This is a genomic window from Paralcaligenes ureilyticus, assembly GCF_004346225.1.
Lineage (GTDB): Bacteria > Pseudomonadota > Gammaproteobacteria > Burkholderiales > Burkholderiaceae_B > Paralcaligenes > Paralcaligenes ureilyticus.
Map to the genome: position 1 here is coordinate 288,264 of NZ_SMAJ01000002.1, position 22,974 is coordinate 311,237.

General features: G+C 56.3%; 26 protein-coding genes and 1 riboswitch. Of the genes, 7 read left to right on the forward strand and 19 right to left on the reverse strand.

Features of this window, described 5'->3' with window-relative positions; all coding sequences use genetic code 11:
- Positions 1 to 9: 9 nt before the first annotated feature.
- Both EDC26_RS03675 and EDC26_RS20065 read right to left on the reverse strand, forming a co-directional pair.
- On the reverse strand, positions 10 to 726 hold the full coding sequence (locus tag EDC26_RS03675; protein WP_132579899.1) for a PIG-L deacetylase family protein: 717 nt from the start codon (positions 724 to 726) through the stop codon (positions 10 to 12).
- 88 nt (positions 727 to 814) lie between these two features.
- Positions 815 to 976, reverse strand: a complete 162-nt coding sequence (locus tag EDC26_RS20065; protein WP_165930901.1) for a hypothetical protein — start codon at positions 974 to 976, stop codon at positions 815 to 817.
- Positions 977 to 1,082: 106 nt separating this feature from the next.
- On the opposite strand from EDC26_RS20065, the gene EDC26_RS03680 reads away from it, so the two are divergent.
- Both EDC26_RS03680 and EDC26_RS03685 read left to right on the forward strand, forming a co-directional pair.
- Positions 1,083 to 1,982 (forward strand): LysR family transcriptional regulator, encoded by a 900-nt coding sequence (locus EDC26_RS03680; RefSeq protein ID WP_132579900.1) that lies wholly within the window; start codon positions 1,083 to 1,085, stop codon positions 1,980 to 1,982.
- A 55-nt stretch (positions 1,983 to 2,037) separates the two neighbouring features.
- Positions 2,038 to 2,853 carry an undecaprenyl-diphosphate phosphatase gene (locus EDC26_RS03685; protein WP_132579901.1) on the forward strand — a complete coding sequence of 272 codons (816 nt, stop codon included), beginning with the start codon at positions 2,038 to 2,040 and terminating at the stop codon, positions 2,851 to 2,853.
- A gap of 222 nt (positions 2,854 to 3,075) precedes the next feature.
- On the opposite strand, the gene EDC26_RS03690 is transcribed toward EDC26_RS03685, so the two are convergent.
- Positions 3,076 to 3,471 carry a PPC domain-containing DNA-binding protein gene (locus tag EDC26_RS03690; protein WP_132579902.1) on the reverse strand — a complete coding sequence of 132 codons (396 nt, stop codon included), beginning with the start codon at positions 3,469 to 3,471 and terminating at the stop codon, positions 3,076 to 3,078.
- A complete protein-coding gene (locus tag EDC26_RS03695; RefSeq protein WP_132579903.1) occupies positions 3,461 to 3,961 on the reverse strand; it encodes a PPC domain-containing DNA-binding protein in 501 nt (166 codons plus the stop codon). Before EDC26_RS03695 ends, EDC26_RS03690 begins: the two co-directional genes overlap by 11 nt.
- Before the next feature lie 450 nt (positions 3,962 to 4,411).
- Positions 4,412 to 4,479, forward strand: a riboswitch (Fluoride riboswitch).
- A 146-nt stretch (positions 4,480 to 4,625) separates the two neighbouring features.
- On the opposite strand from EDC26_RS03695, the gene crcB reads away from it, so the two are divergent.
- On the forward strand, positions 4,626 to 5,012 hold the full coding sequence (crcB, locus tag EDC26_RS03700; protein ID WP_132579904.1) for a fluoride efflux transporter CrcB: 387 nt from the start codon (positions 4,626 to 4,628) through the stop codon (positions 5,010 to 5,012).
- An 18-nt stretch (positions 5,013 to 5,030) separates the two neighbouring features.
- On the forward strand, positions 5,031 to 5,354 hold the full coding sequence (locus EDC26_RS03705) for a DUF190 domain-containing protein (protein WP_132579905.1): 324 nt from the start codon (positions 5,031 to 5,033) through the stop codon (positions 5,352 to 5,354).
- 8 nt (positions 5,355 to 5,362) lie between these two features.
- Here the strand turns inward: EDC26_RS03705 and EDC26_RS03710 are convergent, their stop codons facing one another.
- Together EDC26_RS03710 and EDC26_RS03715 are read right to left on the reverse strand one after the other, a co-directional pair.
- Positions 5,363 to 5,578 carry a hypothetical protein gene (locus EDC26_RS03710; RefSeq protein ID WP_132579906.1) on the reverse strand — a complete coding sequence of 72 codons (216 nt, stop codon included), beginning with the start codon at positions 5,576 to 5,578 and terminating at the stop codon, positions 5,363 to 5,365.
- A complete protein-coding gene (locus tag EDC26_RS03715; RefSeq protein WP_207915046.1) occupies positions 5,578 to 6,330 on the reverse strand; it encodes a COG4280 domain-containing protein in 753 nt (250 codons plus the stop codon). The genes EDC26_RS03710 and EDC26_RS03715 overlap by 1 nt, the downstream gene beginning before the upstream one ends.
- Before the next feature lie 113 nt (positions 6,331 to 6,443).
- Here EDC26_RS03715 and EDC26_RS03720 point away from each other — a divergent pair, with 113 nt between their 5' ends.
- Positions 6,444 to 6,926 carry a peroxiredoxin family protein gene (locus EDC26_RS03720; RefSeq protein WP_132579907.1) on the forward strand — a complete coding sequence of 161 codons (483 nt, stop codon included), beginning with the start codon at positions 6,444 to 6,446 and terminating at the stop codon, positions 6,924 to 6,926.
- On the opposite strand, the gene EDC26_RS03725 is transcribed toward EDC26_RS03720, so the two are convergent.
- The 9 genes from EDC26_RS03725 to EDC26_RS03765 form a co-directional block, all read right to left on the reverse strand.
- On the reverse strand, positions 6,900 to 7,688 hold the full coding sequence (locus EDC26_RS03725) for a slipin family protein (RefSeq protein WP_132579908.1): 789 nt from the start codon (positions 7,686 to 7,688) through the stop codon (positions 6,900 to 6,902). The genes EDC26_RS03720 and EDC26_RS03725 overlap by 27 nt on opposite strands.
- 20 nt (positions 7,689 to 7,708) lie before the next feature.
- Positions 7,709 to 9,151, reverse strand: coding sequence for an NfeD family protein (locus EDC26_RS03730; RefSeq protein ID WP_132579909.1), 1,443 nt, complete (start codon positions 9,149 to 9,151; stop codon positions 7,709 to 7,711).
- A gap of 83 nt (positions 9,152 to 9,234) precedes the next feature.
- Positions 9,235 to 9,624, reverse strand: coding sequence for a DUF488 domain-containing protein (locus EDC26_RS03735; RefSeq protein ID WP_132579910.1), 390 nt, complete (start codon positions 9,622 to 9,624; stop codon positions 9,235 to 9,237).
- Between the two features lie 67 nt (positions 9,625 to 9,691).
- The gene (locus EDC26_RS03740) at positions 9,692 to 10,681 is read right to left on the reverse strand and encodes an NAD(P)H-dependent flavin oxidoreductase (protein ID WP_132579911.1); all 990 of its coding nucleotides are present in this window, start codon (positions 10,679 to 10,681) and stop codon (positions 9,692 to 9,694) included.
- Between the two features lie 88 nt (positions 10,682 to 10,769).
- Entirely contained in the window at positions 10,770 to 12,164 is a 1,395-nt protein-coding gene (fumC, locus tag EDC26_RS03745; protein ID WP_132579912.1) for a class II fumarate hydratase, read from the reverse strand.
- A gap of 139 nt (positions 12,165 to 12,303) precedes the next feature.
- Positions 12,304 to 13,371 carry a type I glyceraldehyde-3-phosphate dehydrogenase gene (locus tag EDC26_RS03750; protein ID WP_132579913.1) on the reverse strand — a complete coding sequence of 356 codons (1,068 nt, stop codon included), beginning with the start codon at positions 13,369 to 13,371 and terminating at the stop codon, positions 12,304 to 12,306.
- Between the two features lie 222 nt (positions 13,372 to 13,593).
- On the reverse strand, positions 13,594 to 14,370 hold the full coding sequence (locus EDC26_RS03755) for an SDR family oxidoreductase (protein ID WP_132579914.1): 777 nt from the start codon (positions 14,368 to 14,370) through the stop codon (positions 13,594 to 13,596).
- Positions 14,367 to 15,524, reverse strand: coding sequence for a glycerate kinase (locus EDC26_RS03760; protein ID WP_132579915.1), 1,158 nt, complete (start codon positions 15,522 to 15,524; stop codon positions 14,367 to 14,369). Before EDC26_RS03760 ends, EDC26_RS03755 begins: the two co-directional genes overlap by 4 nt.
- 54 nt (positions 15,525 to 15,578) lie before the next feature.
- Positions 15,579 to 16,544 (reverse strand): D-2-hydroxyacid dehydrogenase, encoded by a 966-nt coding sequence (locus EDC26_RS03765; RefSeq protein WP_132579916.1) that lies wholly within the window; start codon positions 16,542 to 16,544, stop codon positions 15,579 to 15,581.
- A 70-nt stretch (positions 16,545 to 16,614) separates the two neighbouring features.
- Here EDC26_RS03765 and EDC26_RS03770 point away from each other — a divergent pair, with 70 nt between their 5' ends.
- Together EDC26_RS03770 and EDC26_RS03775 are read left to right on the forward strand one after the other, a co-directional pair.
- Complete coding sequence (locus tag EDC26_RS03770; protein WP_132579917.1) at positions 16,615 to 18,495, forward strand: S9 family peptidase; 1,881 nt, start codon at positions 16,615 to 16,617, stop codon at positions 18,493 to 18,495.
- 157 nt (positions 18,496 to 18,652) lie between these two features.
- A complete protein-coding gene (locus EDC26_RS03775; protein WP_132579918.1) occupies positions 18,653 to 19,258 on the forward strand; it encodes a glutathione S-transferase family protein in 606 nt (201 codons plus the stop codon).
- 61 nt (positions 19,259 to 19,319) lie between these two features.
- On the opposite strand, the gene EDC26_RS03780 is transcribed toward EDC26_RS03775, so the two are convergent.
- From EDC26_RS03780 to livH, 4 genes are read right to left on the reverse strand one after another with little or no spacing between them, the layout of a single operon-like run.
- Complete coding sequence (locus EDC26_RS03780) at positions 19,320 to 20,021, reverse strand: ABC transporter ATP-binding protein (RefSeq protein ID WP_132579919.1); 702 nt, start codon at positions 20,019 to 20,021, stop codon at positions 19,320 to 19,322.
- The gene (gene livG, locus EDC26_RS03785; RefSeq protein WP_132579920.1) at positions 20,022 to 20,789 is read right to left on the reverse strand and encodes a high-affinity branched-chain amino acid ABC transporter ATP-binding protein LivG; all 768 of its coding nucleotides are present in this window, start codon (positions 20,787 to 20,789) and stop codon (positions 20,022 to 20,024) included.
- A complete protein-coding gene (locus tag EDC26_RS03790; RefSeq protein WP_132579921.1) occupies positions 20,786 to 22,018 on the reverse strand; it encodes a high-affinity branched-chain amino acid ABC transporter permease LivM in 1,233 nt (410 codons plus the stop codon). Before EDC26_RS03790 ends, livG begins: the two co-directional genes overlap by 4 nt.
- Entirely contained in the window at positions 22,018 to 22,947 is a 930-nt protein-coding gene (gene livH, locus EDC26_RS03795; protein WP_132579922.1) for a high-affinity branched-chain amino acid ABC transporter permease LivH, read from the reverse strand. The genes EDC26_RS03790 and livH overlap by 1 nt, the downstream gene beginning before the upstream one ends.
- Positions 22,948 to 22,974 lie beyond the last annotated feature (27 nt).

Sequence of the window (22,974 nt, forward strand, 5' to 3'; positions counted from 1 at the left end):
CTGCTCACACTAGAGCAGATCATCGGCAACGCGCGGATAAACACACTGGAAACATTCCGCATATTTGATTTTTTTATTGGAATTGCGAGACGCCTGCACACCTCGCTGCAAGCCAACGCGAGTGTAATAGTCCCACAAGTGTTCTTGTGCACCCATCACCTGGAAAGCGTTGTACTTTTTTTCCCAGACAGGTGAAATATCCAAAAACAGCTCAGGCTTCCATTCACACTGCTCCGGTTGATGGGGTTCAAACAAAAAAACCGGAGGAGCCCCAATAACCGATTGGCCCGGATTATGGCCATGCGCTTGCGCGATGATCCGTGCTTCCAGCGCCAGGTGGTTCGCTAAAGGATGATCGAAGTTATAGGGATCCTTGAATGAATGCGTCAAAACAAATTCCGGATTCAATTCGCGATAAGCGTCAACGATCTTGAATAAAGAGTCGTCGCCCACGCGCAACGGATAATCGCCACAGTCAAGAAAAGACACGCTGGCGCCCAGTATTTCAGCAGCTCCCTCGGATTCCTCTTTGCGCGCCTGCTTCACCGTTTCGAGGGACATGTTCCCCTGCTTCCACAACTTGGCCGATTCTCCGCGCTCGCCGAAAGATAGGCAAAGAATATGCACCTTCCACCCGCGTTCAACGTACAAAGCAATCGTACCGCCCGCCCGCCAAACAAAATCGGCGGAATGGGCGCTAACAATAAGAGCATTTTTCTGATTCATCAACTCATCCCAAATACTTCACCGCAGACACACTCAGTCAGCTTTGATGCCGGCCGCTTTGATGACCTGTGTCAGGACCGTGGTTTCTTTATTCAAAAAGGCGCCAAATTCCGCAGGTGTTCCCGGCAACGGCATTGGACACCGTATAAAGCTCAGGGTAGCTCGACGCCAGAACAGTTTGAGGAGACGTAACGCCAATTACGGCTGCCGCGGTGACTATAAGAGCTGCGAGCAGCTTGGATCGTTTCATGGATTGACCTCCTCATATTGATGCATTGATCCGATAAGTTTGGAGCCAGGTACTTATATGGTCAAATACTATTTCAACCTCATATTTATATGTTTTTCGACTAACTATGGATTTCAGACAGCTCAATTACTTTGTGGCCGTAGCGCAAGAACTTAGCTTCAGCCGCGCGGCACAAAGGCTGCACATTAGCCAGCCGCCGCTCAGTCAACAAATAAAGTTGTTGGAGGAAAATCTGGGCGTTTTGCTGTTTGACCGTACCCGCCGCTCAGTTGAATTAACCCATGCAGGATCGCTGTTTTACGAACAGGCGACCGCCATCCTTAAACAATATGCTGCGGCAAAGGAGCTATGTGCCTGGTCCTCGGACGGCAGAGCGGGCAAGTTGAGAATAGCTTTTACCGCTTCAGTGCCTATTTTTGAAGAATTTCCGCGGCTGATTCAAAGCTTCCGTACTGCGTACCCAGGCATCGAAATGGATTTATTACATCTATCGACCGGAGAGCAGCTTGTCGCGCTGGGCGAAAAACAAATCGATGTCGGATTCTTAAGGCCATCACTCGATTTTCACGCACCGCCCTCCATCGAAGCGCTTGATCTCTGGCATGATGAACTTAGGCTTGCGGTTGCCAAGAACCACCCCGTTGCCACAGAAAATATAGGAGTCAAACTTGGCAACCTTGCTCAGGAAGACTTTATTTTGTTTCCGCAAGCGCTGGGCTGCGGCCTGTTCGAACACATCACGGCCATCACTGCCCGGGCAGGATTTTCGCCGCACATCGTCCAGGAAGTCCGTGAAAACAGCACGACGCTGGCACTTGTCGCCGCCGGGCTGGGGGTTTCTATCGTGCCAAGCACCTACTCGTACACCAAGCCACCGGGGGTAGAGTTAAAAAAAATCGAAGATGCGGACACAAAATCGAAAATCGTTTTGGCGTCAGCCAGAGACCATGAAACGGCATCCCTGAAGCTTTTTCTGAAACATGCCCAGGATTTCCTCGCATTGTAATGTCATGGACATAATGAATCGGTACAATCCCGCAACGTAATAATTGGTTCCATCCATGACCCTTCTTCAAACCATCCTCCTTGCCATCGTACAAGGCATTAGCGAGCTTTTTCCCATTTCCAGCGTGGCTCACGCCGTGCTGACCCCGTGGGCCTTCGGCTGGACGTTGACTCCGGAGTTTCTCAAGGTGCATTTCCTGCCCGTTGTTGTGCTCCTGCATCTTGGCACCGCCGTTGCACTGCTGCTGTATTTTCGCAAAGACTGGATCGCCTATGCACGCAGCCTGCTTGGCGGTAAAGACCTGATGGCGCGTCGCGAACTGCTGCTGGTGGTCGTTGGAACGGTGCCGGCAGCAGCGCTGGGATTTATCTTCGAAAAAATGCTCAAAGGCATATTCGCCAACGTCGCCTTTGCCGCAACCTTTCTTATCATCAACGGGTTCATCTTGTACATTGGTGAAAAGGCGCGCCATCGCGGGACCAAGGAATTGGCCGAGCTGAGCATTCCCCAGGCTCTGGGCGTGGGGTTTGCGCAATCGCTCGCGCTGATTCCTGGTTTTTCACGCTCGGGCGCCAGCATGGTCGCTGGATTCTGGGCTGGCCTGAGCCACGGCGCCGCGGCCCGTTTTTCGATGCTGCTGGCCACCCCGATTATTGTCGGCGCGAGCGTACTGGAAATCCCTAAACTTGCGCATCAAGCCGATGCGGCCACTTTTCAGACTGCTGTAGTCGGCGGCGTTGTGGCCGGCATCGTGGCCTATCTAAGCGTCTGTATTTTGATGAGCTGGTTCAAGCGCAACGAGATCAATGCCATGCGGCCATTCGCGATTTATTGCTGGGTGGTCGGCGCCCTGGTGCTGTTCTTTCATTAGGACGCTAGAGCATTTTCGGTTGAAGCGTTTATGGAACTGAACGCGTTTCGCGTCGCGCTTTTTTGCGCCGTTTTGGGTGGGGTAATCGTTTAGGGTGGAGTCGTTCTGTTAAGACGCCGCAGGCCGCCGGCCCCGCCCCGGCCCCCATAGACGGCGTCTTCAAATACCCAACCGACAAATACCCAAACATCCCGTGCCGTATACAGGTTGACCAAAAATGCTCTAGTCGGGCAGCCACTCCTGCACCGTCATCTCGATAGTGATGCAGGTAGGGGATGATCCGCGAACAAATTTGCCTGCGAAAACATGGCCCTGGTTGTCGGCGACGATGCCAAACAGATTCGCGACCGGGGCTGGCGAGTTCTGATGCGTAGACACGTTTCCCGACAACGACAGCAGCTCTACGGCAAAACCTTCCACCTCGATCGTCCGAGGCGTGTCTCCCGCGGTCTGCTCAAGCTGCGTGCGAAACAGACTTCCAAGCGCCCCTTTCACAATGGCGTTTTTGACATCGTGCCGAACGCATAGTTCTTCGATGCTTTCGACCAAGTCATCATTGCATAGCAACCGGGCAGCAAGCACACGGCCGAAGCGGCCTCCGATCAGCCTAGATTCCATGACTTAGCCCTTCGCGTCTGACCGGATGGAATATATGCATGTTCGAGGTGCGATCCAGATCGGCCGCAAAGCCGATATTGGGCGTAGCGCCGACTTGCACGCTCAAGCCCGCCGCGCCCGCAATGCAATTGACAACATCCAGATGGCCGCCATGCATCGCATCGTTTGCGTCAACCAGGAAACCGTGACAATGCAGCAAAGGCGAGCCATTGAAACCGGCGCCGTAAATAGCGTTTGCTGAAAACAGGAGAGCCCGGCCAAGGTGGATGCCTGCTCCGTACTTCACAAGCGTTTTACCTGATTGTTCGGGCGGTGCCGTGTGATAAACCGCTACATCGAGCGGTCCGGGTAAAAACTCAAGCTGTGCGAACCGGATGCCGGCATTTTTCAACGCCTGATGCACTCCATCCCAAATACTGGCGCCGGCTTCGATATGTAATTGAAAATCGTCGACATCCCAGTCGGCAACCGACAAGACCCTGCTGCTCATGGCGAAAATCCTTGAATAGGCAGCAATGGCTTTTGACTCATGGCCGCCTGTATTGACATCCGTTCACCTCTTTGCGTCCTTGTGGGACATTAGACAAACAGGTGCTTTCGGCCCTAGTGGGCAAACTGCGCAAAGATAAATTGGTATGAGTGGATTGCTTTAGAATCGTCCCACTATATGAACCAAACCTAACCTATGTTTTTTATCTTATGGCAATGCTTTCATTTAAACAACAAAAATACTGAAGAATAAGGGTTGTTACTAGTCCATGATATGAACCATATGAAGTGCAAGAAAGATTTGCTGGTGCATGTGGCTGTATGCCACTCGCAAAGGGGTGGGGCTACAACAGCGAACGGCAATGGGTGTTAATACCCGGATGACAGGCACAAGGCCTGTCGCTACATGCCTGTCGCAATCTGAATTGCACCCTGCCCGCGTGCTTGCTACACTTGCCGCGGAGATGGCATTCCTCCTTTAACCGCCGGCACTCGCCCGCTAATGATGCCTACACGTTCCTGAACGCTGTAGGCCCAGGCATACGGTTTCGTCCAGGCTCATGTTTTTAGTTGCGTATCTGGCCCCCATGATAAATATGCCGTTCATATCTCCTACCCTCCCCGGCTCGCGCACCATGCATCCTTTCCGCACGCAAGGCTAAGCCATGGCACTCACCGCTATCGTCGTCATCTCCATCGGTGCAGCCCTGGGCGCTTTGCTGCGCTGGGTGCTGGGAATGAGTTTGAACCATCTTTGGCCAACCTTGCCGCTAGGCACCTTGGCGGCAAATTTGATCGGCGGCCTGTTAATAGGTGTCGCCGCCGAATTCTTCAGAAATCACGGCGGCCTTGCGCCCGAATGGCGCCTGGCCATCATCACAGGGTTTATGGGCGGCCTGACCACATTTTCAACCTTCTCGCTCGAAGTGGGCAGCCTGATTCAAAGCCGCGAACTGGCCAGCGCTGCTCTTGAAATAGGCCTGCATGTGGTGGGATCGATCGGCCTGACCTTGCTGGGCATCGTTCTTGTGCAAACCGTGGCTCAGAGCTAAACATACGGAGTGTTCTCCATGACTGGCTATCAACTGACTTTCTTTACGCAGCAAAACCGAAGCCATGATTCCAAATCGTTGCATCAATGGCTCATGGACCTGACGCAATCCATGGGTATTCGCGGGGCAACCATGTCCACAGCCCAGGAAGGCATCGGAAGCGATCATCACCGTCATTCGGCCCGCTTCTTCGAGCTTGCAGACCAGCCTGTTGAGATCACCATGGTGGTGTCCGTTGCCGAATGCGAGTCAATTCTAAAACGCCTGAATGATGAGCCGGGCTTGCATCTGTTTTATTCGAAGATGCCGGTCGAGTTCGGGTTTATCGGCCAAGCCGATTAACCATTCTGTTATTTTCGGTGTCTCGCCACCGACACGGCCACATTGACCAACAGAATAAGCAAACACCCCAAGGCAAATAGAGGCGCACTCCAGCTGCTTTGAGCGGCGAACCGCGGCAACACCAGGCCGGCCCCCACGCACCAGAGAATCAGCGCCACGGCGAGACTGCCATCATCGACGAACAACCGGCCAAGCTTCCGTAGAAATTGAACCAGGCCTTCCATTACGCACCGCCCATGGAATCAAGTCGGGCACGGGCGAGGTTGACAGCTGCAACCGACGCGATAAGCAGCCCCCCCGCCAACACCACGATAGCCAGGTCTTCGCCAGGCCAGATCAGGCCTAGCCCTTCGCCCACCCAAAAAACCCCGAAAGCCGTAATCAGTATGCCGACGGCGAACTTGAGCGTGTTTTCAGGAACGCGAGCGAGCGGTTTTTGCAGTACGAAGCCCAAGGCAATAACCAGCACGCCAGCCAACGCCGCACCGATGCTGGCCGGAACCAGCGTATTGCCGGCGGCGCCTACCGCGATAACGATAAATACCACTTCAATGCCTTCGAGCAAAACCGCCTTGAAGGCAGTGGCCACGGCCAGCGGATCAAGCTGCCGCGTCGCGTCTGCGCTGACCGAACGCAATTGGGCGGTCTCGGAATTAAAGGCTGCCTGCTCATCGTGCAATCGGATAAGCCCGGCCGCACGCAGTATGGCTTTGCGCAACCAGCGCATGCCGAAAAGCAGCAATAGCACGCCGATGCCCAGTTGTAAAAACCGAATGGGAATATGGCCCAACAGCGGACCAAAAACGGCAATCATAATGGCCAACAGCAGCACGCCGCCGGCCACACCGGTGAGTGCCGAGCGCCAGCCTCTAACCGTGCCCACCGCCAGCACAATGGTGAGCGCTTCCACGAACTCGACCAGCGAAGCCAGAAAAGCAGCCAACACGGCGGGCCCGGCATGGGACCATAGCATCATGTTGCCGTCCTTTAAGTTAAAGTATTGAACATACTAAATAATAATGGAAAGCCCGATGGGCTTGTAGCGTTTTTCGAATCATACCGTAGCTCTTATTGAGGAGTTTTTTTCTTATGAACCCTTTGTTGCAAGCCGCACCGTCCTGGTCTGTAAGCCAGTGGCTGAACGCCTCATCGCCGATTACACTGGACTCCTTGCGCGGCAAGGTGACGGTGCTGCATGCCTTCCAGATGCTGTGCCCGGCGTGCGTATCCCATGGCATCCCCCAAGCCAAGGCCATATATCAGGCTTTCCCGCAGGACAAAGTCGCCGTGATCGGGCTGCACACCGTATTCGAGCACCATGCCGCCATGACTCCCGTGGCGCTGGAAGCCTTCGCACACGAATATCGCCTGGGTTTTCCCATCGGCATCGACCAGGCGGGTCCGGACGGGCTGATTCCTCTTACGATGCGCGCTTACAGCATGGAAGGCACACCCACCTTGATCCTGATCGACAAAGCCGGTTATATCCGCCTGCACCACTTCGGCAAACTGGATGACATCCGGGTGGGTGCCGTGATCGGGCAGCTACTGACCGAGCCCGCCGAGTCCTGAAGGGTTGGCCACCTTTTTCAACAGGGTGGTCAATATGTCGACGGGGATAGGGAAAACAATCGTCGAGCTTTTATCGCCCGCGACCTGGGTCAAGGTCTGCAAGTAACGCAACTGCATGGCAGAAGGTTGCTGCGCCAGGATTTCGGCCGCTTCCATCAAGGCCTGGGCGGCCTGCTTTTCACCCTCGGCATGGATCACCTTGGCGCGTCGCTCACGCTCGGCTTCAGCCTGACGGGCTATGGCCCGGATCATGTTTTCATTCAAGTCGATGTGCTTGATTTCCACATTCGTCACTTTAATGCCCCAGGAATCGGTTTGGGCATCCAGTATTTGCTGGACATCCAGATTCAACTTCTCGCGCTCGGACAACATCTCATCGAGCTCGTGCTTGCCCAATACGGCTCGCAAGGTGGTTTGGGCAAGCTGGCTGGTTGCCTCCAGATAGTGCTCGACCTGAATGATGGCTTTTTCGGGAGCAACCACCCGAAAATACAGGACCGCGTTGACCTTGACCGAAACATTGTCGCGAGAAATCACATCCTGGCTAGGCACGTCCATGGTCACCACGCGCAGATCGACCCGCACCATCTGCTGTATGCCCGGAATCACAAATACCAACCCAGGCCCTTTGACAGCCGTAAACCGCCCCAAGGTAAAAATAACGCCGCGCTGATATTCACGCAATATTCTGACAGCGTTAAATGTCAGCAAAAGCAGGACAATAACGACCCCGGACAAACCAATATTGATATCGTAAAACACATGCATCTCCTGTTATGGGTCTATTTCTTGAACGGCTGACGCACAACGTGCAAAGTCAGGCCCTCGAGCGCAGTGACTTTTATCGGGTCGCCCACGGCAAGCGGTTCGCGGCACTGAATACGCCAGCTTTCGCCGCGCACATCAGCGTAGCTCGCACGGTCGCCGGCCAATGTCACCACCCCGGGCAAGCCCAGCATTTCTTCACGCCCGGTCACTACTCGATGCTTATGGGCTCTGGCTGCCATGGCGCCTACGGCAAACAACAACACCGCGCTCGCCAGCGCAATGCCTATTAAAAATGGTATTGACAGGCCCAATCCCGAGGCGCCGCTATCCATAAGAAAAAGACCTCCTAGAAAAAAAGCAACCAAACCACCCAGGCCAACAACTCCAAAGGTGGGAAGGAACGCTTCCGCAATCATCAGCATGGCGCCCACGCCAAGTAACGCGACGCCCGCCCAGTTCACAGGAAGTAACTGAAACGCATACAAGCCAAGCAACAAGCATATAGCGCCCGCCACGCCAGGCAAGGCCATGCCCGGGCTGGTGAGTTCAAAAAACAGTCCAAAGATGCCAGCCATCAGCAAGATTACCGCCACTTCGGGATGGGCAAGCGTGGCGAGTATCCGGCTACGCCAGTCCGGCACGATCCGTTCGATGCTGGCGCCGGCGGTGGCCAGACGCACGGTGACCCCCGACGCAAGCGCGACTTGCCGCCCGTTGAGCTTGGCGAGGAGGTCGTCCAGGTTATCCGCGATCAAGTCGATCGCTCCGGCGGCAAGCGCATCGTGTGCCGACAGACTGGCCGCGTCGCGCACGGCTTGTTCGGCAAACTTGGAATTACGGCCGCGCAACTGAGCCAGACTGTGTATATAGGCGATCGCATCGTTGGTAATCTTTCTATTCATGGTGTCGCCGCCCGCGCCGGCAGCAGGCGGTTGCCCGGCCGCCGGTGGTTTGGCGGACCCGGGCTGCGTCTGGCCGGGTTCAACCGAAGCCGGCGCCTTGTCGGCCGGCTCGGAAACGGGCTTTTCGAAGCCCGGCAGGCCTATCGATACCGGAGAGGCGGCGCCCACATTGCTGGCGGGCGTCATGGCGGCGATATGGCTGGCGTAGAGGATGAAGGTGCCGGCGCTGGCTGCACGTGCGCCGGCCGGACTGACGAATGTGGCAACAGGCACGGGCGAAGCCAGGATTTGCTTGATGATGGCACGCATCGAGGTGTCAAGCCCCCCCGGAGTATCCAGTTCAATGACGGCCAATACCGCGTGTTCCTGGGCGGCATGCGCCAATCCGCGGATCAGGAAATCGGAAGTCGCAGGGTTAATGACTCCGTCGATCGATAGCACGACCACTTTGGGCGTTGCCGTAGCCGCGTGCGCCACATTTGACGCCACCGGTGAAAAGCCGCCGGAGAACAGCAAGAAGCCGCATACGATGAGTCGTCGCAACGCACCACTCATATCGGACTCCTTGAGCCATGCAGGCACTTGGAAGGTGGCGCCTGCGTCGCCTGTCTATACCTTAAGTATAGCCCCAGACACCTTTACTTCGAACCTGTTTTGCGCTTGCCCGGCGCAAGCCTGGACATTTCCTCGGCCAGCACACGAGCGTGATTATGCACAGGATCCTTGGCCGCATAAACCAGGGTAACGGGCTGTTTGCCTGCCGCCGCCAACACATCATGCATGCGGGCCTGTTGCTCTTGCGCACGCAATTCGGTTTGATAGTTCGCCTTGAATTCGTCCCAGTGCTCGATCTTGTGACCGAACCAGGTTCTCAGCGCGGGGCTAGGCGCCAGGTCCTTGCACCAGGTATCAAATTTCAGATCTTCTTTGGACACGCCGCGCGGCCAAAGACGGTCCACAAACACACGGTAGCCGTCCGAAGCCTGCATGCTCTCATAGGCGCGCTTGATACCCACATTCGTAGTCATTATTTCTCCCGCTAATCCGCCAGGCAAAGAAAACCCCTGGCTACAATTAGTCTACTCTTTTCAATGTCTACTTTGCAGGCCAGGGCAATTGCGCCAGACGCGCCCGCGCGCTGGCGTATTCGCGTTTTAAGCGGAGCACAATTTCGGCGGCGTCTGGAGTGTCGTCGATCTGGCCAACGCCTTGCCCCGCGCCCCATATGTCTTTCCAGGCCTTCGCCTTGGATCCGCCCTGGCCAAAATTCATCAAGCCCTTGTCGGCCACGCCCAAATTATCGGGATCAAGCCCCGCGCGCCGAATGCTTTCGCGCACATAGTTACCGTGCACCCCGGAGAATAGATTGCTATAGATGATATCGGCAGCCGTGGAACTAAGCAGCGACTGCTTATACTCTTCGCTCGCATGAGCTTCCCGGCTGGCAATAAAGCGCGTGCCGATATAAGCAAGATCCGCCCCCATTGCCTGCGCTGCCAGAATGGCATCTCCGGTCACAATCGAGCCCGACAAGACAAGCAGCCCCTCGAATCGTTTCCGTGCTTCACCCACCAGAGCCATGGGCGATAGCAGGCCTGCGTGGCCACCCGCCCCGGCCGCCACGAGAATGAGCCCATCCACACCCGCATCGATCGCCTTTTGCGCATGCCGCAGATTAATGACGTCGTGCAGAATAATACCGCCGTAGGCATGCACCGCGTCGATGATTTCGTGCACCGGCGCGCGCAAGGACGTAATCAGAATCGGCACTTGATGACGGATACACGTTTGCACGTCCTGCTCCAGGCGTACGTTGGAGGTGTGCACGATCTGGTTCACTGCCAGGGGGCCGACCACAGCATCCGGATGCGTCCGGCGGTAGTGGTCAAGTTCTTCTTTGATTTGAGTGAGCCACTGGTCGAGCAGTTCCGGCCCCCGGGCATTAAGGGCCGGAAATGAACCGACGATCCCTGCCTTGCACTGCGCAATCACCAGGTCAGGATAGCTGACCGTAAACATCGGCGCCGCGATGACCGGCAGGGAAAGGTTTTGCAGCACGGCGGGCAAGCGTCTGGCAACAGACATAAAATCTCCACAGGGAGGCTGTTTTGCCACCCACAAGGGGTGGCGCTACATCAGAGGAGCGGCGCTACATCAAAGGAGTGGCGCTACATCAGGTATGTGTCATATCTATCGGCACTATCCAGGCGTCGTATTGCTCGGCGGTGACAAAACCCAATGCCAGAGCGGCGCTGCGCAGCGTGGTCTGTTCGTGCTGTGCTTTCTTCGCAATGGCGGCGGCCTTGTCATAGCCGATATGACGATTCAAGGCGGTTACCAGCATCAGGTTTTTCTCGAGATTGCTGGCGATTTTATCCAGATTGGGCTCGATCCCCACCGCGCAGTGATCATTGAAGGCCCGGCACGCGTCAGCAAGCAGGCCAATGCTTTCCAACACATTGTGGACCATGACGGGCTTGAATACATTAAGCTGGAAATTGCCCTGGCTGCCTGCAAACGCCGTGGCGGCGTCATTGCCGAAGACTTGCACACACACCATGGTCATCGCCTCGCACTGCGTGGGATTGACCTTGCCGGGCATAATCGACGAACCCGGCTCGTTATCGGGGATATGCAGTTCGCCTATGCCGCAGCGCGGTCCGCTGGCCAGCCAGCGCACATCGTTGGCCATTTTCATCAACCCCCCTGCCAGGGTTCGCAAGGCGGCCGAAAGATTCACGAGTGCGTCGTGCGCAGACAGTGCAAAGAATTTATTGGGCGCCGTCCGAAACGCCAGGCCGGTAATCTTGGCGATATGCCCCGCCGCCACTTCGCCAAAGCGAGGATGGGAATTCAGACCGGTGCCAACGGCCGTGCCGCCGATGGCCAGGTCGTAAATCCCCGGCAGACCCGCCTTGATCACGCCCAACGCAAAGTCTATCTGCGCAACCCAGCCGCTAATTTCCTGGCCTAGGGTAATGGGAGTGGCGTCCTGCAGATGAGTGCGCCCGGTCTTGACGACGTTCTGATACTGCTCGGCCTTGGCGGCCAGGGTGTCGCGCAATTTTTGAACAGCCGGCAACAGGTTTCTGTGCAGTTCCTGGGCTACGGCGATATGCATAGCCGTAGGAAAGGTATCGTTTGACGATTGCCCCCTATTGACATGATCATTGGGGTGTACCGGCGTCTTGCTGCCCATCACGCCGCCAGCCAGCTCTATTGCCCGATTGGCAATCACTTCGTTGGCATTCATATTCGATTGGGTACCCGATCCGGTCTGGAAAACGACCAACGGAAACTCCTGATTATGCTTTCCGGAAATAACTTCATCTGCCGCGCGCACGATAAGTGCGGCTATGTTTTCGGGCAGTTCACCCAGCTCTGAATTGGCTTGGGCGGCTGCTTTTTTCAATATGCCAAAAGCTTCGATAACGGGAGGTTGCCATTTGAAACGCTCGATGCCTATGGGGAAGTTTTCGATGGAACGCTGTGTCTGCGCGCCCCAATAATGGTCGCCCGGCACGTCGATCGCGCCCATTGAGTCGGTTTCAACACGGTTTACGGCCATAAATTGTGCTCCTTTGAAGCGAGATCAAGTCTGACGGGCCACTCTGTGCCCAAAGAATAAAACTATACGCCAAGAAAGGCCGCCAAGGCGCCCAAAGCCCCGTTGGCCGCCATATCGGGCGGTTCCGAAAAGCGCGTTTTTATACGCTTTCCAGCGTATGCTTGGGCGTCTGCCCCATGGCGGGGCAACGAACGGACCAGGCTTGGAGGGCATCGAGCAGTCGGCAGGCAAAAGCCCATTCATTGTCAAACCACACAAACACGTTGGCAAAACGCGGTCCGTTGACCCGTGTTTGGCTGCCATCAATAACGGCCGAGTGTGGATCGTGGTTGAAATCCACCGAAGCATGAGGCGCATCGGAATAGGCAAGCAGCCCCGGCTGTTTGGCCGCCGCAGCCTTCAACAGCGAATTGATGGCATGGACATCGGCATTGCGTTCAAGGTTTGCCACCAGATCAATGGCAGAAACATTCAAGGTCGGAACACGAATGGCCTTGGCTTGCACTTTTCCGGCCAACTGCGGCAAAAAACGCACGACGCCCTGAGCCAGCCCCGTTGCCACCGGAACAATGGACTGCATGGCCGAACGATTACGGCGCAAATCGGAATGGTGGTACCCGTCGATCAGCGGCTGGTCATTCATGACGGAATGCAAAGTCGTCAGATAAACCTGCTCGACACCAAAGGCGCGGTGGAGCTGATCAAGAACAGGCACGATGGCGTTGGTAGTGCACGAGGCATTGGAAACAATGCGTTCATCGCCTTTCAGTTTTTCGTGATTGACTCCGTAGATCATCGTGAAATCGACATCCTGCGCGCTATGCCCAGGGTGAGAAAGCAGCAAGCGCGGGCAGCCCGCATCCACAAATCGCGTCAACTCATCGCGCAGGCCATAACGGCCGGAGCACTCCACCAGCAAATCGATTTCATGACGAGCCCAATCAACACCCTCGGGCGTTTGAGCGTGGCTGACATGAATCTCCTGCCCGTCGATAATCAGGCAATCGGGTCCCTGCCCGACCTGCCCCGAAAACACGCCGTGAGTCGAGTCAAAATGCGTCAGATAAACCATGGATTCGAGGTCGGCCGGCTCGTTAATAGCCACGATTTGAAACTTGTTTTTCAGCGGTGACTCGTGCAACGCGCGCAGAAAACAACGGCCAATACGGCCATAGCCGTTAATGGCCAAACGAATCGGACGACTCATGATAAAGATCCCGGGTGAAGAATTGGAAATTTTTGGGTTGCCCCGCAGCGTATTCGCAACCGGCCGTTGGGGCGACCCTGTTGCTTGGAACTGTACTACTTTCCTTGCGATGTTGAGGTGGCACCCACAAGGGGTGCCGCTACATTAGACGGGTACGTTTCTGTAGCGGCACCCCTTGTGGGTGCCATTGCGCGATAAGACACGACATCATCACCGCCGCAATCAATACGTAATGGAAAAACCGCCATCGACAACCAGCACATGGCCGTTCACATACGATGCGGCCGCGGATGCCAGAAATACCGCCGCACCGGCAATTTCATCGGGCCGGCCCCAGCGCCCCAATGGGTTGCGGCCAACCACGGCGGCGCTTTTGATGGGATCGCCCATCAGGCCTGCATTGGTTTCCGTAGCAAACGTACCTGGCGCGATGCCGTTGCTGGTGATGGCGTGGGGGCCGTATTCAACGGCCAGCGCGCGCACCATGCCTGCCAGGCCCTGCTTGGCAATGGGATAAATGGCATCGTCAATGCGCGCCAATTCCCCCGCGATCGAGGTCATGGTAATAATGCGCCCCGCAATGGCGCCTGCGACCATGCCCTGGGCGGCCAATTTGGACAAATGAATGGCAGCCACCAAATCGACATGAATGATTTCCAGGATTTCGGCCAACGAGGCCTGCGCCAAGGATTTGCGGATACGTATCCCGACGTTGTTCACCAGGATATCCGGAGTCCCGATCTGTTCGCACAGTCGCCTGAACGCAGCTTCTTGCGCGTTCAGATCGGCAATATCCTGTACAAGCGGGTACGCTTTACCTCCGCCGGCGACGAGCCTGGCTACCGCGCGAGCCACGCCGTCCGGATTGCGGCCGTTGATAATCACCCGCGCCCCGCTCGCCGCATAGGCCGCAGCAATCGCAAACCCCAATCCTTGTGTGGAGCCCGTGATTAGGGCAAGCCTGCCCTGAAGGGAAAAATCGGGCAATCCCCCGCTCATGAAGATTCCGCTACCGGTTTGGAAACGCCGCCGGCGAGCCACACGCGCAGGGTATCGCCAGCGCGCTGTCGCAGATATTGCGGCGCATCCTGACAGGCCAAGGCCAGAGTAATCGGCCCCGGCGCCAGGCTGAATGCGGCCGTGATGCCCGCCTTGTAGAGTGCTTCATAACCATCGCCCAAAGACCCCACAATGGCAATAACCGGTATACCCTGCGCTTTGGCATAAGCGGCGACGCCGGCCGGGGTTTTGCCGTGCAGGGTTTGGGCATCCATGCGGCCCTCTCCGGTGTAAACCAGATCGGCTCCTCGCATGGCTTGCGGCAAGCCCGACAGCTCGGCCAATATTTCCACGCCGGGCCTGAAGGCGGCATTCAAAAAGGCTTTGATTGCAAACCCCAGACCACCCGCCGCCCCTGCGCCAGGCGTATTCTGCTCATCTTTGCCCAGGACGCCCGCACAGACCTGGGCGAAATGAGCGAGTGCGGCATCAAGCTGCCGAACCTGGTCCGGAGACGCTCCTTTTTGCGGGCCAAATACGGCCGATGCCCCAAAAGGCCCACATAATGGGTTGTTGACGTCCATGGCGATTTCGAACGTGGTTTCCCGCAAGCGGGCATCAAGCGCGCCAAGCCTCACGGCCGACAGATGCTGCAATGCGGCGCCGCCCAGCGCAAGCGCCTGGCCCCGGGCATCGAACAACTCAACCCCCAATGCCTGCAACATCCCAGCCCCGCCGTCATTGCATGCGCTGCCGCCCAGGCCCACTGTAATATGCCGTGCCCCGGCGTCGAGCGCTTGCAGAATCAATTGCCCCACGCCGAAGCTGGTCGCCTTCAGTGGATCGCGCATTTGAGCCGGAATTTGCTCCAGCCCCGCCGCCGTGGCAATTTCAACAAAGGCGCTGCCATCGCCCAGCCACGCCCAGTCGGCCTGGCACGGCTCGCCGTTGGCGTTCTTCACTGTCGCGTACCGCCGCTCGCCCGAGCTGGCGGCAATCACCGCGTCTAGCGAGCCCTCGCCGCCGTCGGCCATGGGAATGCAGATAATATCGGCGCCGGGCAAGACATCGCGGACGCCCGCCGCAATAGCATTGGCGACTTCAAGAGCGCTCAGGCTTTCCTTGAATGAGTCGGGAGCTATAAGAACACGCATAAGACGGAAAGCCTTGTAGTAAAGAAAAAAGGCACGGTTCGGGCTTGATCGCCACTAAACCACATTGTTGGGAGCGCCCCGGTAAAACGCTTCGATATTATCCATCAACTGATTTGCCAGGCCCTGGATGGCCTCCTGGCTCGCCCAGGCTACATGCGGGGTAAGAATGAAATTGGGTAAATCAAGCAACTGCATAAGCGGGTGCTGCATGTCCGGTGGCTCCGGGCTGGTAACATCGAAACCTGCGCCGCTGATCTGGCCGGAACGCAAGGCGCGCCCCAGGGCGGCTTCGTTGACCAGCCCGCCGCGAGCCGTGTTGATCAGCAGGGGCTTGCGCTCCATTTGTGCGAACTCCGCCTCGTCGATCATGTTGCGGGTTTGCGCATTGAGCGGGCAATGCAGGCTGATGATGTCGCTGTCGCCCAGCATTTTCTCAAACGGCGTGTATAAGGCCCCCTCTTTCCCTGCCCCTTTGCGCCCCGCAAAAATCACGTGCATGTTCAGCGCCCGCCCTATGCCCGCTACGGCCTGGCCCAACACACCATCGCCAATAATACCCAAGGTCGAACCCGCCAGATCCCTGATGGGGTAGTCGAAATAACAAAACTGCTGCGACTCGTGCCAGCGCCCTGCCTTGACCGAATCCCGGTAAGCCGAAATGCTGCGGCGCAAAGCGAAAATAAGCGCAAATACGTGCTCCGGCACGGTGCGAGTGGCGTAGCCACGCACATTGGACACGACGACCCCGCGCGTATGACAGGCCTTGACATCGATAACATCAGTGCCGGTCGCGGCCACCGCAATCAGCTTCAAGCGCGGCGCATTGGCAAGCGCCGCCTGATCGATCGGCGCCTTATTGGTGATCACAATATCGGCTTGGGCGATACGTTCGGCCACGAGGTTTTTGGCCGTGCGCCCATACAGAGTCAATTCGTGAGGAAAGCTCAGGCCCCGCAGATCCGTGCGCGCCGGGATGGTTTCGCGATCCAGAAAAACTATTTGTAAAGGACGGTCGGGCATTGCATTCCTTGAGGCAGACTCAAATCCGATATAGTAATGGGATTATATTCACCCGCCAAAACAGACTCCGATGCCAACTGATTCCGCTCAACACCCGCCGCAGATCCCTAAGCACTACCCCGTCAGAGATTTTTTCCGCAACCCGGACCGGGGATTTTTCCGTTTGTCCGACGATGGCGCCACGCTGGGCTTCATGGAGCCCGTCAGCATCGACGGCGCGCCCGCCCGCATGAACGTATTTGTGCAAACGCTGGAGGGCAGCACGCCGGTGGGCGAGCCGCGACGGGTAACGTCCGAAACGGAGCGCGATATTGCTCATTTTTTCTGGAAAGGGTCAGGCACCGTTCTATATGAAAAAGACTTCAACGGCGACGAAAACTTTCATGTACTCATGGTCGATGTCGTCAGTGGGGCCGTTACCGATCTGACCCCGTACGAAGGGGTGCGCGCCAGCGTACAAGACGATCTGGAAGACGACCCCGACCATCTCCTGATCAGCCATAACAGGCGCAACCCGGAAGTCTTCGATGTATACCGCGCCCACATAAAGAGCGGCGAGTTGACGCTAATAGCCGAGAACCCCGGGAATATCGTCGCCTGGCAAACCGACCATGCCGGGTGCGTGCGCATCGGCATTGTCAGCGACGGGTTGACTACCAGCCTGCTTTATCGAGCCCACGACGGTCAGCCGTTCGCTTCCATTATTACGACCGACTTTCGCACTACGGTCAGCCCCGAGTTCTTCAGTTTCGACAATCAGTCGTTTTACGCCTTGAGCAATCGTGGCAGGGATTGCCTGGCACTAGTGACCATAGACCCAGGCCAACCCGAACGGGAACAACTTGTTTTTGCGGCAGACGAGGTTGATCTGGATGGAGCCTCATACTCGCACCTGCGCAAAGTATTGACGGCCGCCGTTTATCAAACCGATAAACCTCAGTACCATTTTTTCGATGAGATCAGCGCCGATCATCACGCCCGCGTGTCGGCGTTACTGCCCGGCTATGAAGTCTCGTTCCAAAGCAGCGCGCGCGACGAAAGCAAATTCATTGTGGCCGGTTATAACGACAGAACGCCCGGCAGCCGCTATCTGTACGATGCCCGGCGCCATACACTGGACAAACTGGCCGATATCAACGCGAGCCTGCCAGAACGCGATATGGCACAAGTACGCCCCATTCAATATGTCAGCCGGGACGGGCTTACCATCCACGGCTATTTGACCTTGCCCGTTGGCCGCAAGGCCGAAAATCTGCCTTGCGTGGTAAACCCTCACGGCGGGCCATGGGCACGTGACGGCTGGGGCTTCAATCCCGAAGCCCAGTTTCTGGCCAATCGCGGTTATTGCGTCTTGCAAATGAACTTTCGAGGGTCCACCGGTTACGGCCGCCAGTTCTGGGAAGCCAGCTTCGGCCAGTGGGGCCTGACGATGCAGGACGACATCACCGATGGCGTGCAATGGCTGACCGCCCAGGGCATTGCCGACCCCAAACGCATTGCCATTTACGGTGGCAGCTACGGCGGCTATGCAACGTTGGCCGGTATCACTTATACGCCCGATCTATATGCCGCCGCGGTCGATTATGTGGGTGTCTCCAACCTGCTGACGTTCATGAATACGATCCCGCCCTACTGGAAGCCCATGCTGGACAAAATGCACAGCATGGTGGGCGACCCCGAGCGCGACCTGGAACGGCTGGTGGCAACCTCGCCCGCCCTGAATGCCGACAAAATACAAACCCCCTTGCTGATTGCCCAGGGGGCGCACGACCCGCGTGTCAACAAGGATGAAAGCGATCAGATGGTTGCGGCCTTGCAGGCTCGCGGAGTCAAAGTCGAATACATCGTGAAGGATAATGAAGGCCACGGCTTTCATAACGACGAAAACAAATTCGAATTCTACGAACGCATGGAACAATTTCTTGCTTTACACTTAAAACCGAAGCCATAGCCGATTTAAATTTTTATCACCGTTTATCTCGATAGCGCACTTATCAAGGAGGCCGCTGGAGCAGGGTCACGCCGAGCGTGACGCGCTATCCCTCTTCGAGATCACTTGTTTTGTGTATGCCAAACAGGCCAGATCTGAAGTTTCCCGCGCAGCAACAATGAAACTGTATTATTTGCCAGGTGCTTGCCCGCTCGCCACACAAATCGTTCTGGAATGGATAGGCAAGCCCTACGAGTCGCAAGCCGTGACCCGCACAGAAATCAAAGAGCCAGCTTACCTGGCCTTGAATCCGATAGGTTCCGTACCGGTTCTGGTCGATGGCGATATGACCTTGACGCAAAGCGCCGCCATCCTGGAATACCTGGCCGAAATCAACCCAAACCTCAACTTGCTGGGCGATACGCCCAAACAACGGGCGGAAGCGCGCCGCTGGCTGGGTTTCTGCAATTCGGACCTGCACAGAACGTTCAGCCTGGTTTTCGGCCCTGCCGCATTCACAAGCAATTCCGACTTCCAGAAAGAGCTGGCGCTTAAGGCCACCGAGCGAGTAGTGACATTGCTCGGCGTCGCAGATAAACAGCTGGCCGGCAAACAATGGCTAAGCGGCAGCCGGTCGATCGCCGACCCTTATCTGTATACGATTCTGCGTTGGGCCAAGGCTAAAAACCTTGATATTGCCGGGATGGCCAATTTGCAGGCGTTCGTTAAGCATATGGAAGCCGACGCCGGAGTGAAATCAGCGTTGAAAGCCCAGGGGTTGTAAGCGGCGGCGGGCAGGGAATGGCACCCACAAGGGGTGCCGCTACAGGCCAGTCGCTACAGAATCACCCGCCCAGGTACGCTTTGCGTACCGCATCATTACTCAACAGATTGGCGCCGGTGTCGGCCAGCACGACTTTGCCGGTCTCCAGCACATAACCGCGGTCGGCAACCTGCAGCGCCTTGTTGGCATTCTGCTCGACCAGAAAGACCGTGACGCCTTGCTCACGTATGGTGCGGATGATGTCGAATATTTGCGTGATGATCAAAGGTGCCAGGCCCAGCGTAGGTTCGTCGAGCAGCAGCAGTTTGGGTTTGGTCATCAGCGCCCGTCCAATAGCCAGCATTTGCTGCTCGCCGCCCGACATGGTGACGGCACGCTGATTGGCGCGTTCTTCGAGCCGCGGGAACAAGGTGTAAACATGCTCCAGGCCTTCAGCCGTCTGCTGTTTGTTTAGAAAAAACCCGCCCATTTTCAGATTTTCGACGACGGTCAAATCGGGAAAAACACGCCGCCCTTCAGGGGAAATGGCGATGCCATGACGCATGATGACATGCGTTTCCTGGTGCGTAATATCTTCGCCCTCGAAGCTGATGTGACCGCTTTTAGCCCGCGGCGCACCGCACACAGTCATGAGCAACGTGGTTTTACCCGCGCCATTGGCGCCGATCAGCGTCACGATTTCGCCTTGCTTGACCTCGATCGAAACGTCGTCCAGGGCCTGAATCGCACCATAGTACGTGCAAATGTTTTCGAGCTTCAGCACTTATTCTTCCCCCAGATAAGCTTTAATCACACGCGGGTCGGAACGTACCTCGGCAGGCAATCCGGTGGTAATGGACTTGCCATGCTCCATGACCAGAATGCGATCGGACACGCCCATGACCAGGCCCATGTCGTGCTCGATCAACAATACGGCTACGCCAAACTCTTTGCGCAAACGATCGATAAGCATCTGAAGGTCGCGTTTTTCTTGCGGATTAAGCCCGGCTGCAGGCTCATCGAGCATCAGCAACCTTGGCTTGGTAATCATGCACCGCGCTATTTCCAGGCGTCTTTGATGCCCGTACGCCAGGGTCCCGGCCTCACGATTGGCAAACTGCCGTATACCCAGAAAATCAAGCCAGGTGGTGGCATTTTTCAACGCATTTTGCTCGGATCGCCGATAGGAAGGCACCTTGAACAAGCCCTGCAACAATCCGGTTTGCAACTGTGTGTGCTGCGCAACCAACAGGTTTTCAAGCACGGTCAATTGTTTGAACAGGCGTACATTCTGAAAGGTGCGCACCAGGCCTTGCTGCGCAACCTTATGGCTGGGCAGGCCATCAATGTTTTTGCCATCCATCAGAATAGCGCCGGTCGTAGGCTTGTAAAAACCGCCCACACAATTGAATACGGTGGTTTTACCGGCGCCATTGGGTCCGATAATAGCGAATACTTCGTCGCGCTTGACCTCGAACTCGATGCAATCGACCGCCAGCAGGCCGCCAAATCGCATGGTCAGATTGGATACTTTCAACAACGCGTCGCTCATGCCTTCAACTCCACCTGCGCGCGCTTGACCGGCAACAAACCCTGGGGACGCCACATCATCATCAACACCATCACCAGGCCAAAAATCAGCATGCGGTATTGGGCGAACTCACGAGCCAGCTCGGGCACTACCGTCAGGATAATGGCCGCCAGGATAACGCCCAGCTGTGAGCCCATGCCACCCAAAACGACAATCGACAGAATCAGCGCCGACTCGATAAAGGTAAACGATTCCGGGTTGACCAAACCCTGCCGGGCCGCAAAAAAAGCGCCTCCCAGGCCCGCAAACATCGCACCCATCGTAAATGCCGACAATTTGATGCGTGTGGGATTCAAGCCAAGCGATCTGCAGGCGATTTCATCTTCGCGCAGCGCCTCCCAGGCACGGCCTATCGGCATGCGGATAACGCGCGACGAAACGAACAAAGCCAGCAAAGCCAGACCCAGCACCGTTAGATAGAGATAAATAATGACGTGATCGGTATTGAAATCCCAGCCCATCAGTTGGTGAAATGTCATCTGCCCTTCAGGCGCGCGGCGCGTCATGGCATAGCCGAAAAAGGTGGGCTTGGGTATGCCCGATATGCCGTCGGGGCCGCCCGTAAACGAATACAGATTGATCAGCAACAGGCGTATCATTTCGCCGAAACCGAGCGTCACGATCGCTAAATAGTCGCCGCGCAGACGCAGCACGGGAAAGCCCAGCAAAAACCCGAACAAAGCAGCCATCAACCCGGAAAAGGGCAAAGCCTCCCAGAAACCCCACCCCGCCCAGTGGTACAGCAACGCATAGGTATAGGCCCCTACGGCGTAAAAGCCGACGAAACCTAAATCCAGCAAACCGGCGTAACCCACCACGATGTTCAAGCCCAGGCCCAGCATCACGTAAATAAGCACCAGCGTAGCAATGTCGACCTGCGCGCGGCCCGTAAAAAACGGCCAGACCACGGCGATGGCGACCATTATGTAGATGAATACGCGGCGCGTCTGGTCGCTGATTACGGGCATGGATAAACGCTTGCTGCCTCGCCTGGAGTTGAATTGTTCAACCAGCAGCGGACGCACCAGCTGAAAAACGAACACGACCACCACGCCGGCAATAATCATGAACCAATCGGGTTGAATTCGGGTTTGCGCCCCTTGACCCAGGATTTGCAGCCCGAACACAGGCGCGATGATGATGCCAGCCATAAACGCGGCGATCAGAGCATTGTTGAAATTCTTGCCCATCACACTTTTTCCACTTCAGGTTTGCCCAGTAAGCCGGTAGGTCGAAACAGCAAGACCAGCACCAGCAAAGCGAACGCCACAATATCTTTGTATTGCGATGAAATATAGGCGGCGGCCAGCGTCTCGGCCAAACCCAGCAGTACCCCCCCCAGCATGGCTCCGGGTATGCTGCCGATGCCGCCCAAAACCGCTGCGGTAAAAGCCTTGATGCCCGCAATAAAACCGATGAAAGGATTGAGTTTGCCGATGGCCAGGGCGATAAGCACCCCTCCCACGGCCGCCAGCATGGCGCCGATGACAAAGGTGAAGGAAATAATGCGGTTGGTGTCGATCCCGAGCAGGTTGGCCATGTGTATGTCTTGCGAACACGCGCGCGAAGCCCGCCCGGTGCGCGAGTGCTTGATGAAAAGCGTGAGCGCAATCATCAACAGGACCGTGACCACGATGATCATGATGCGCGAATAGGGCACCGTAACCTGGAAATCAGACCCTACCATGTGAAATTTGATCGAGCCGGTAATGAGCCCGGGCACCGCCATATCGCGCGCACCTTGCCCGATAGCGACCCAGTTCTCCAGGAAAATGGACATGCCTATGGCTGAAATCAGCGGAACCAGCCGCGGGCTATTGCGCAAAGGCGCATAAGCAATTTTTTCGGTCGCGTAGCCGTAGACGCCGGTGACAAAGACAGCAACGATAATCATCGCCAGCACGATGAGCGGCAACGGTAAACCGCTGTTGACGCCAATTGCCGACAAGGTGACCAGGCCTACATAAGCCCCAATCATGTAAATGTCGCCATGGGCGAAATTGATCATGCCGATGATTCCATAAACCATGGTGTAACCAATGGCAATCAAGGCGTAGATGGCACCTAGCGACAAGCCGTTAAACAGCTGTTGCGTCAGTTGAGGCAGTAAATCAGACATAGAAGAACATGTTCCAAATGGCAGCGG

Excerpts from the sequence above, each read along its gene's own strand:
- EDC26_RS03755 (WP_132579914.1), bottom strand. The coding sequence starts at position 14,370 with ATGAGCGGGGGATTGCCCGATTTTTCCCTTCAGGGCAGGCTTGCCCTA.
- EDC26_RS03775 (WP_132579918.1), top strand. The coding sequence starts at position 18,653 with ATGAAACTGTATTATTTGCCAGGTGCTTGCCCGCTCGCCACACAAATC.
- EDC26_RS20065 (WP_165930901.1), bottom strand. The coding sequence starts at position 976 with ATGAAACGATCCAAGCTGCTCGCAGCTCTTATAGTCACCGCGGCAGCC.
- EDC26_RS03735 (WP_132579910.1), bottom strand. The coding sequence starts at position 9,624 with ATGACTACGAATGTGGGTATCAAGCGCGCCTATGAGAGCATGCAGGCT.
- EDC26_RS03760 (WP_132579915.1), bottom strand. The coding sequence starts at position 15,524 with ATGCGTGTTCTTATAGCTCCCGACTCATTCAAGGAAAGCCTGAGCGCT.
- EDC26_RS03695 (WP_132579903.1), bottom strand. The coding sequence starts at position 3,961 with ATGAGCAGCAGGGTCTTGTCGGTTGCCGACTGGGATGTCGACGATTTT.
- EDC26_RS03675 (WP_132579899.1), bottom strand. The coding sequence starts at position 726 with ATGAATCAGAAAAATGCTCTTATTGTTAGCGCCCATTCCGCCGATTTT.
- EDC26_RS03710 (WP_132579906.1), bottom strand. The coding sequence starts at position 5,578 with ATGGAAGGCCTGGTTCAATTTCTACGGAAGCTTGGCCGGTTGTTCGTC.
- livH (WP_132579922.1), bottom strand. The coding sequence starts at position 22,947 with ATGTCTGATTTACTGCCTCAACTGACGCAACAGCTGTTTAACGGCTTG.
- EDC26_RS03705 (WP_132579905.1), top strand. The coding sequence starts at position 5,031 with ATGACTGGCTATCAACTGACTTTCTTTACGCAGCAAAACCGAAGCCAT.
- livG (WP_132579920.1), bottom strand. The coding sequence starts at position 20,789 with ATGAGCGACGCGTTGTTGAAAGTATCCAATCTGACCATGCGATTTGGC.
- EDC26_RS03690 (WP_132579902.1), bottom strand. The coding sequence starts at position 3,471 with ATGGAATCTAGGCTGATCGGAGGCCGCTTCGGCCGTGTGCTTGCTGCC.
- EDC26_RS03790 (WP_132579921.1), bottom strand. The coding sequence starts at position 22,018 with ATGGGCAAGAATTTCAACAATGCTCTGATCGCCGCGTTTATGGCTGGC.
- fumC (WP_132579912.1), bottom strand. The coding sequence starts at position 12,164 with ATGGCCGTAAACCGTGTTGAAACCGACTCAATGGGCGCGATCGACGTG.
- EDC26_RS03720 (WP_132579907.1), top strand. The coding sequence starts at position 6,444 with ATGAACCCTTTGTTGCAAGCCGCACCGTCCTGGTCTGTAAGCCAGTGG.
- EDC26_RS03765 (WP_132579916.1), bottom strand. The coding sequence starts at position 16,544 with ATGCCCGACCGTCCTTTACAAATAGTTTTTCTGGATCGCGAAACCATC.
- crcB (WP_132579904.1), top strand. The coding sequence starts at position 4,626 with ATGGCACTCACCGCTATCGTCGTCATCTCCATCGGTGCAGCCCTGGGC.
- EDC26_RS03730 (WP_132579909.1), bottom strand. The coding sequence starts at position 9,151 with ATGAGTGGTGCGTTGCGACGACTCATCGTATGCGGCTTCTTGCTGTTC.
- EDC26_RS03685 (WP_132579901.1), top strand. The coding sequence starts at position 2,038 with ATGACCCTTCTTCAAACCATCCTCCTTGCCATCGTACAAGGCATTAGC.
- EDC26_RS03715 (WP_207915046.1), bottom strand. The coding sequence starts at position 6,330 with ATGATGCTATGGTCCCATGCCGGGCCCGCCGTGTTGGCTGCTTTTCTG.
- EDC26_RS03750 (WP_132579913.1), bottom strand. The coding sequence starts at position 13,371 with ATGAGTCGTCCGATTCGTTTGGCCATTAACGGCTATGGCCGTATTGGC.
- EDC26_RS03680 (WP_132579900.1), top strand. The coding sequence starts at position 1,083 with ATGGATTTCAGACAGCTCAATTACTTTGTGGCCGTAGCGCAAGAACTT.
- EDC26_RS03770 (WP_132579917.1), top strand. The coding sequence starts at position 16,615 with ATGCCAACTGATTCCGCTCAACACCCGCCGCAGATCCCTAAGCACTAC.
- EDC26_RS03740 (WP_132579911.1), bottom strand. The coding sequence starts at position 10,681 with ATGTCTGTTGCCAGACGCTTGCCCGCCGTGCTGCAAAACCTTTCCCTG.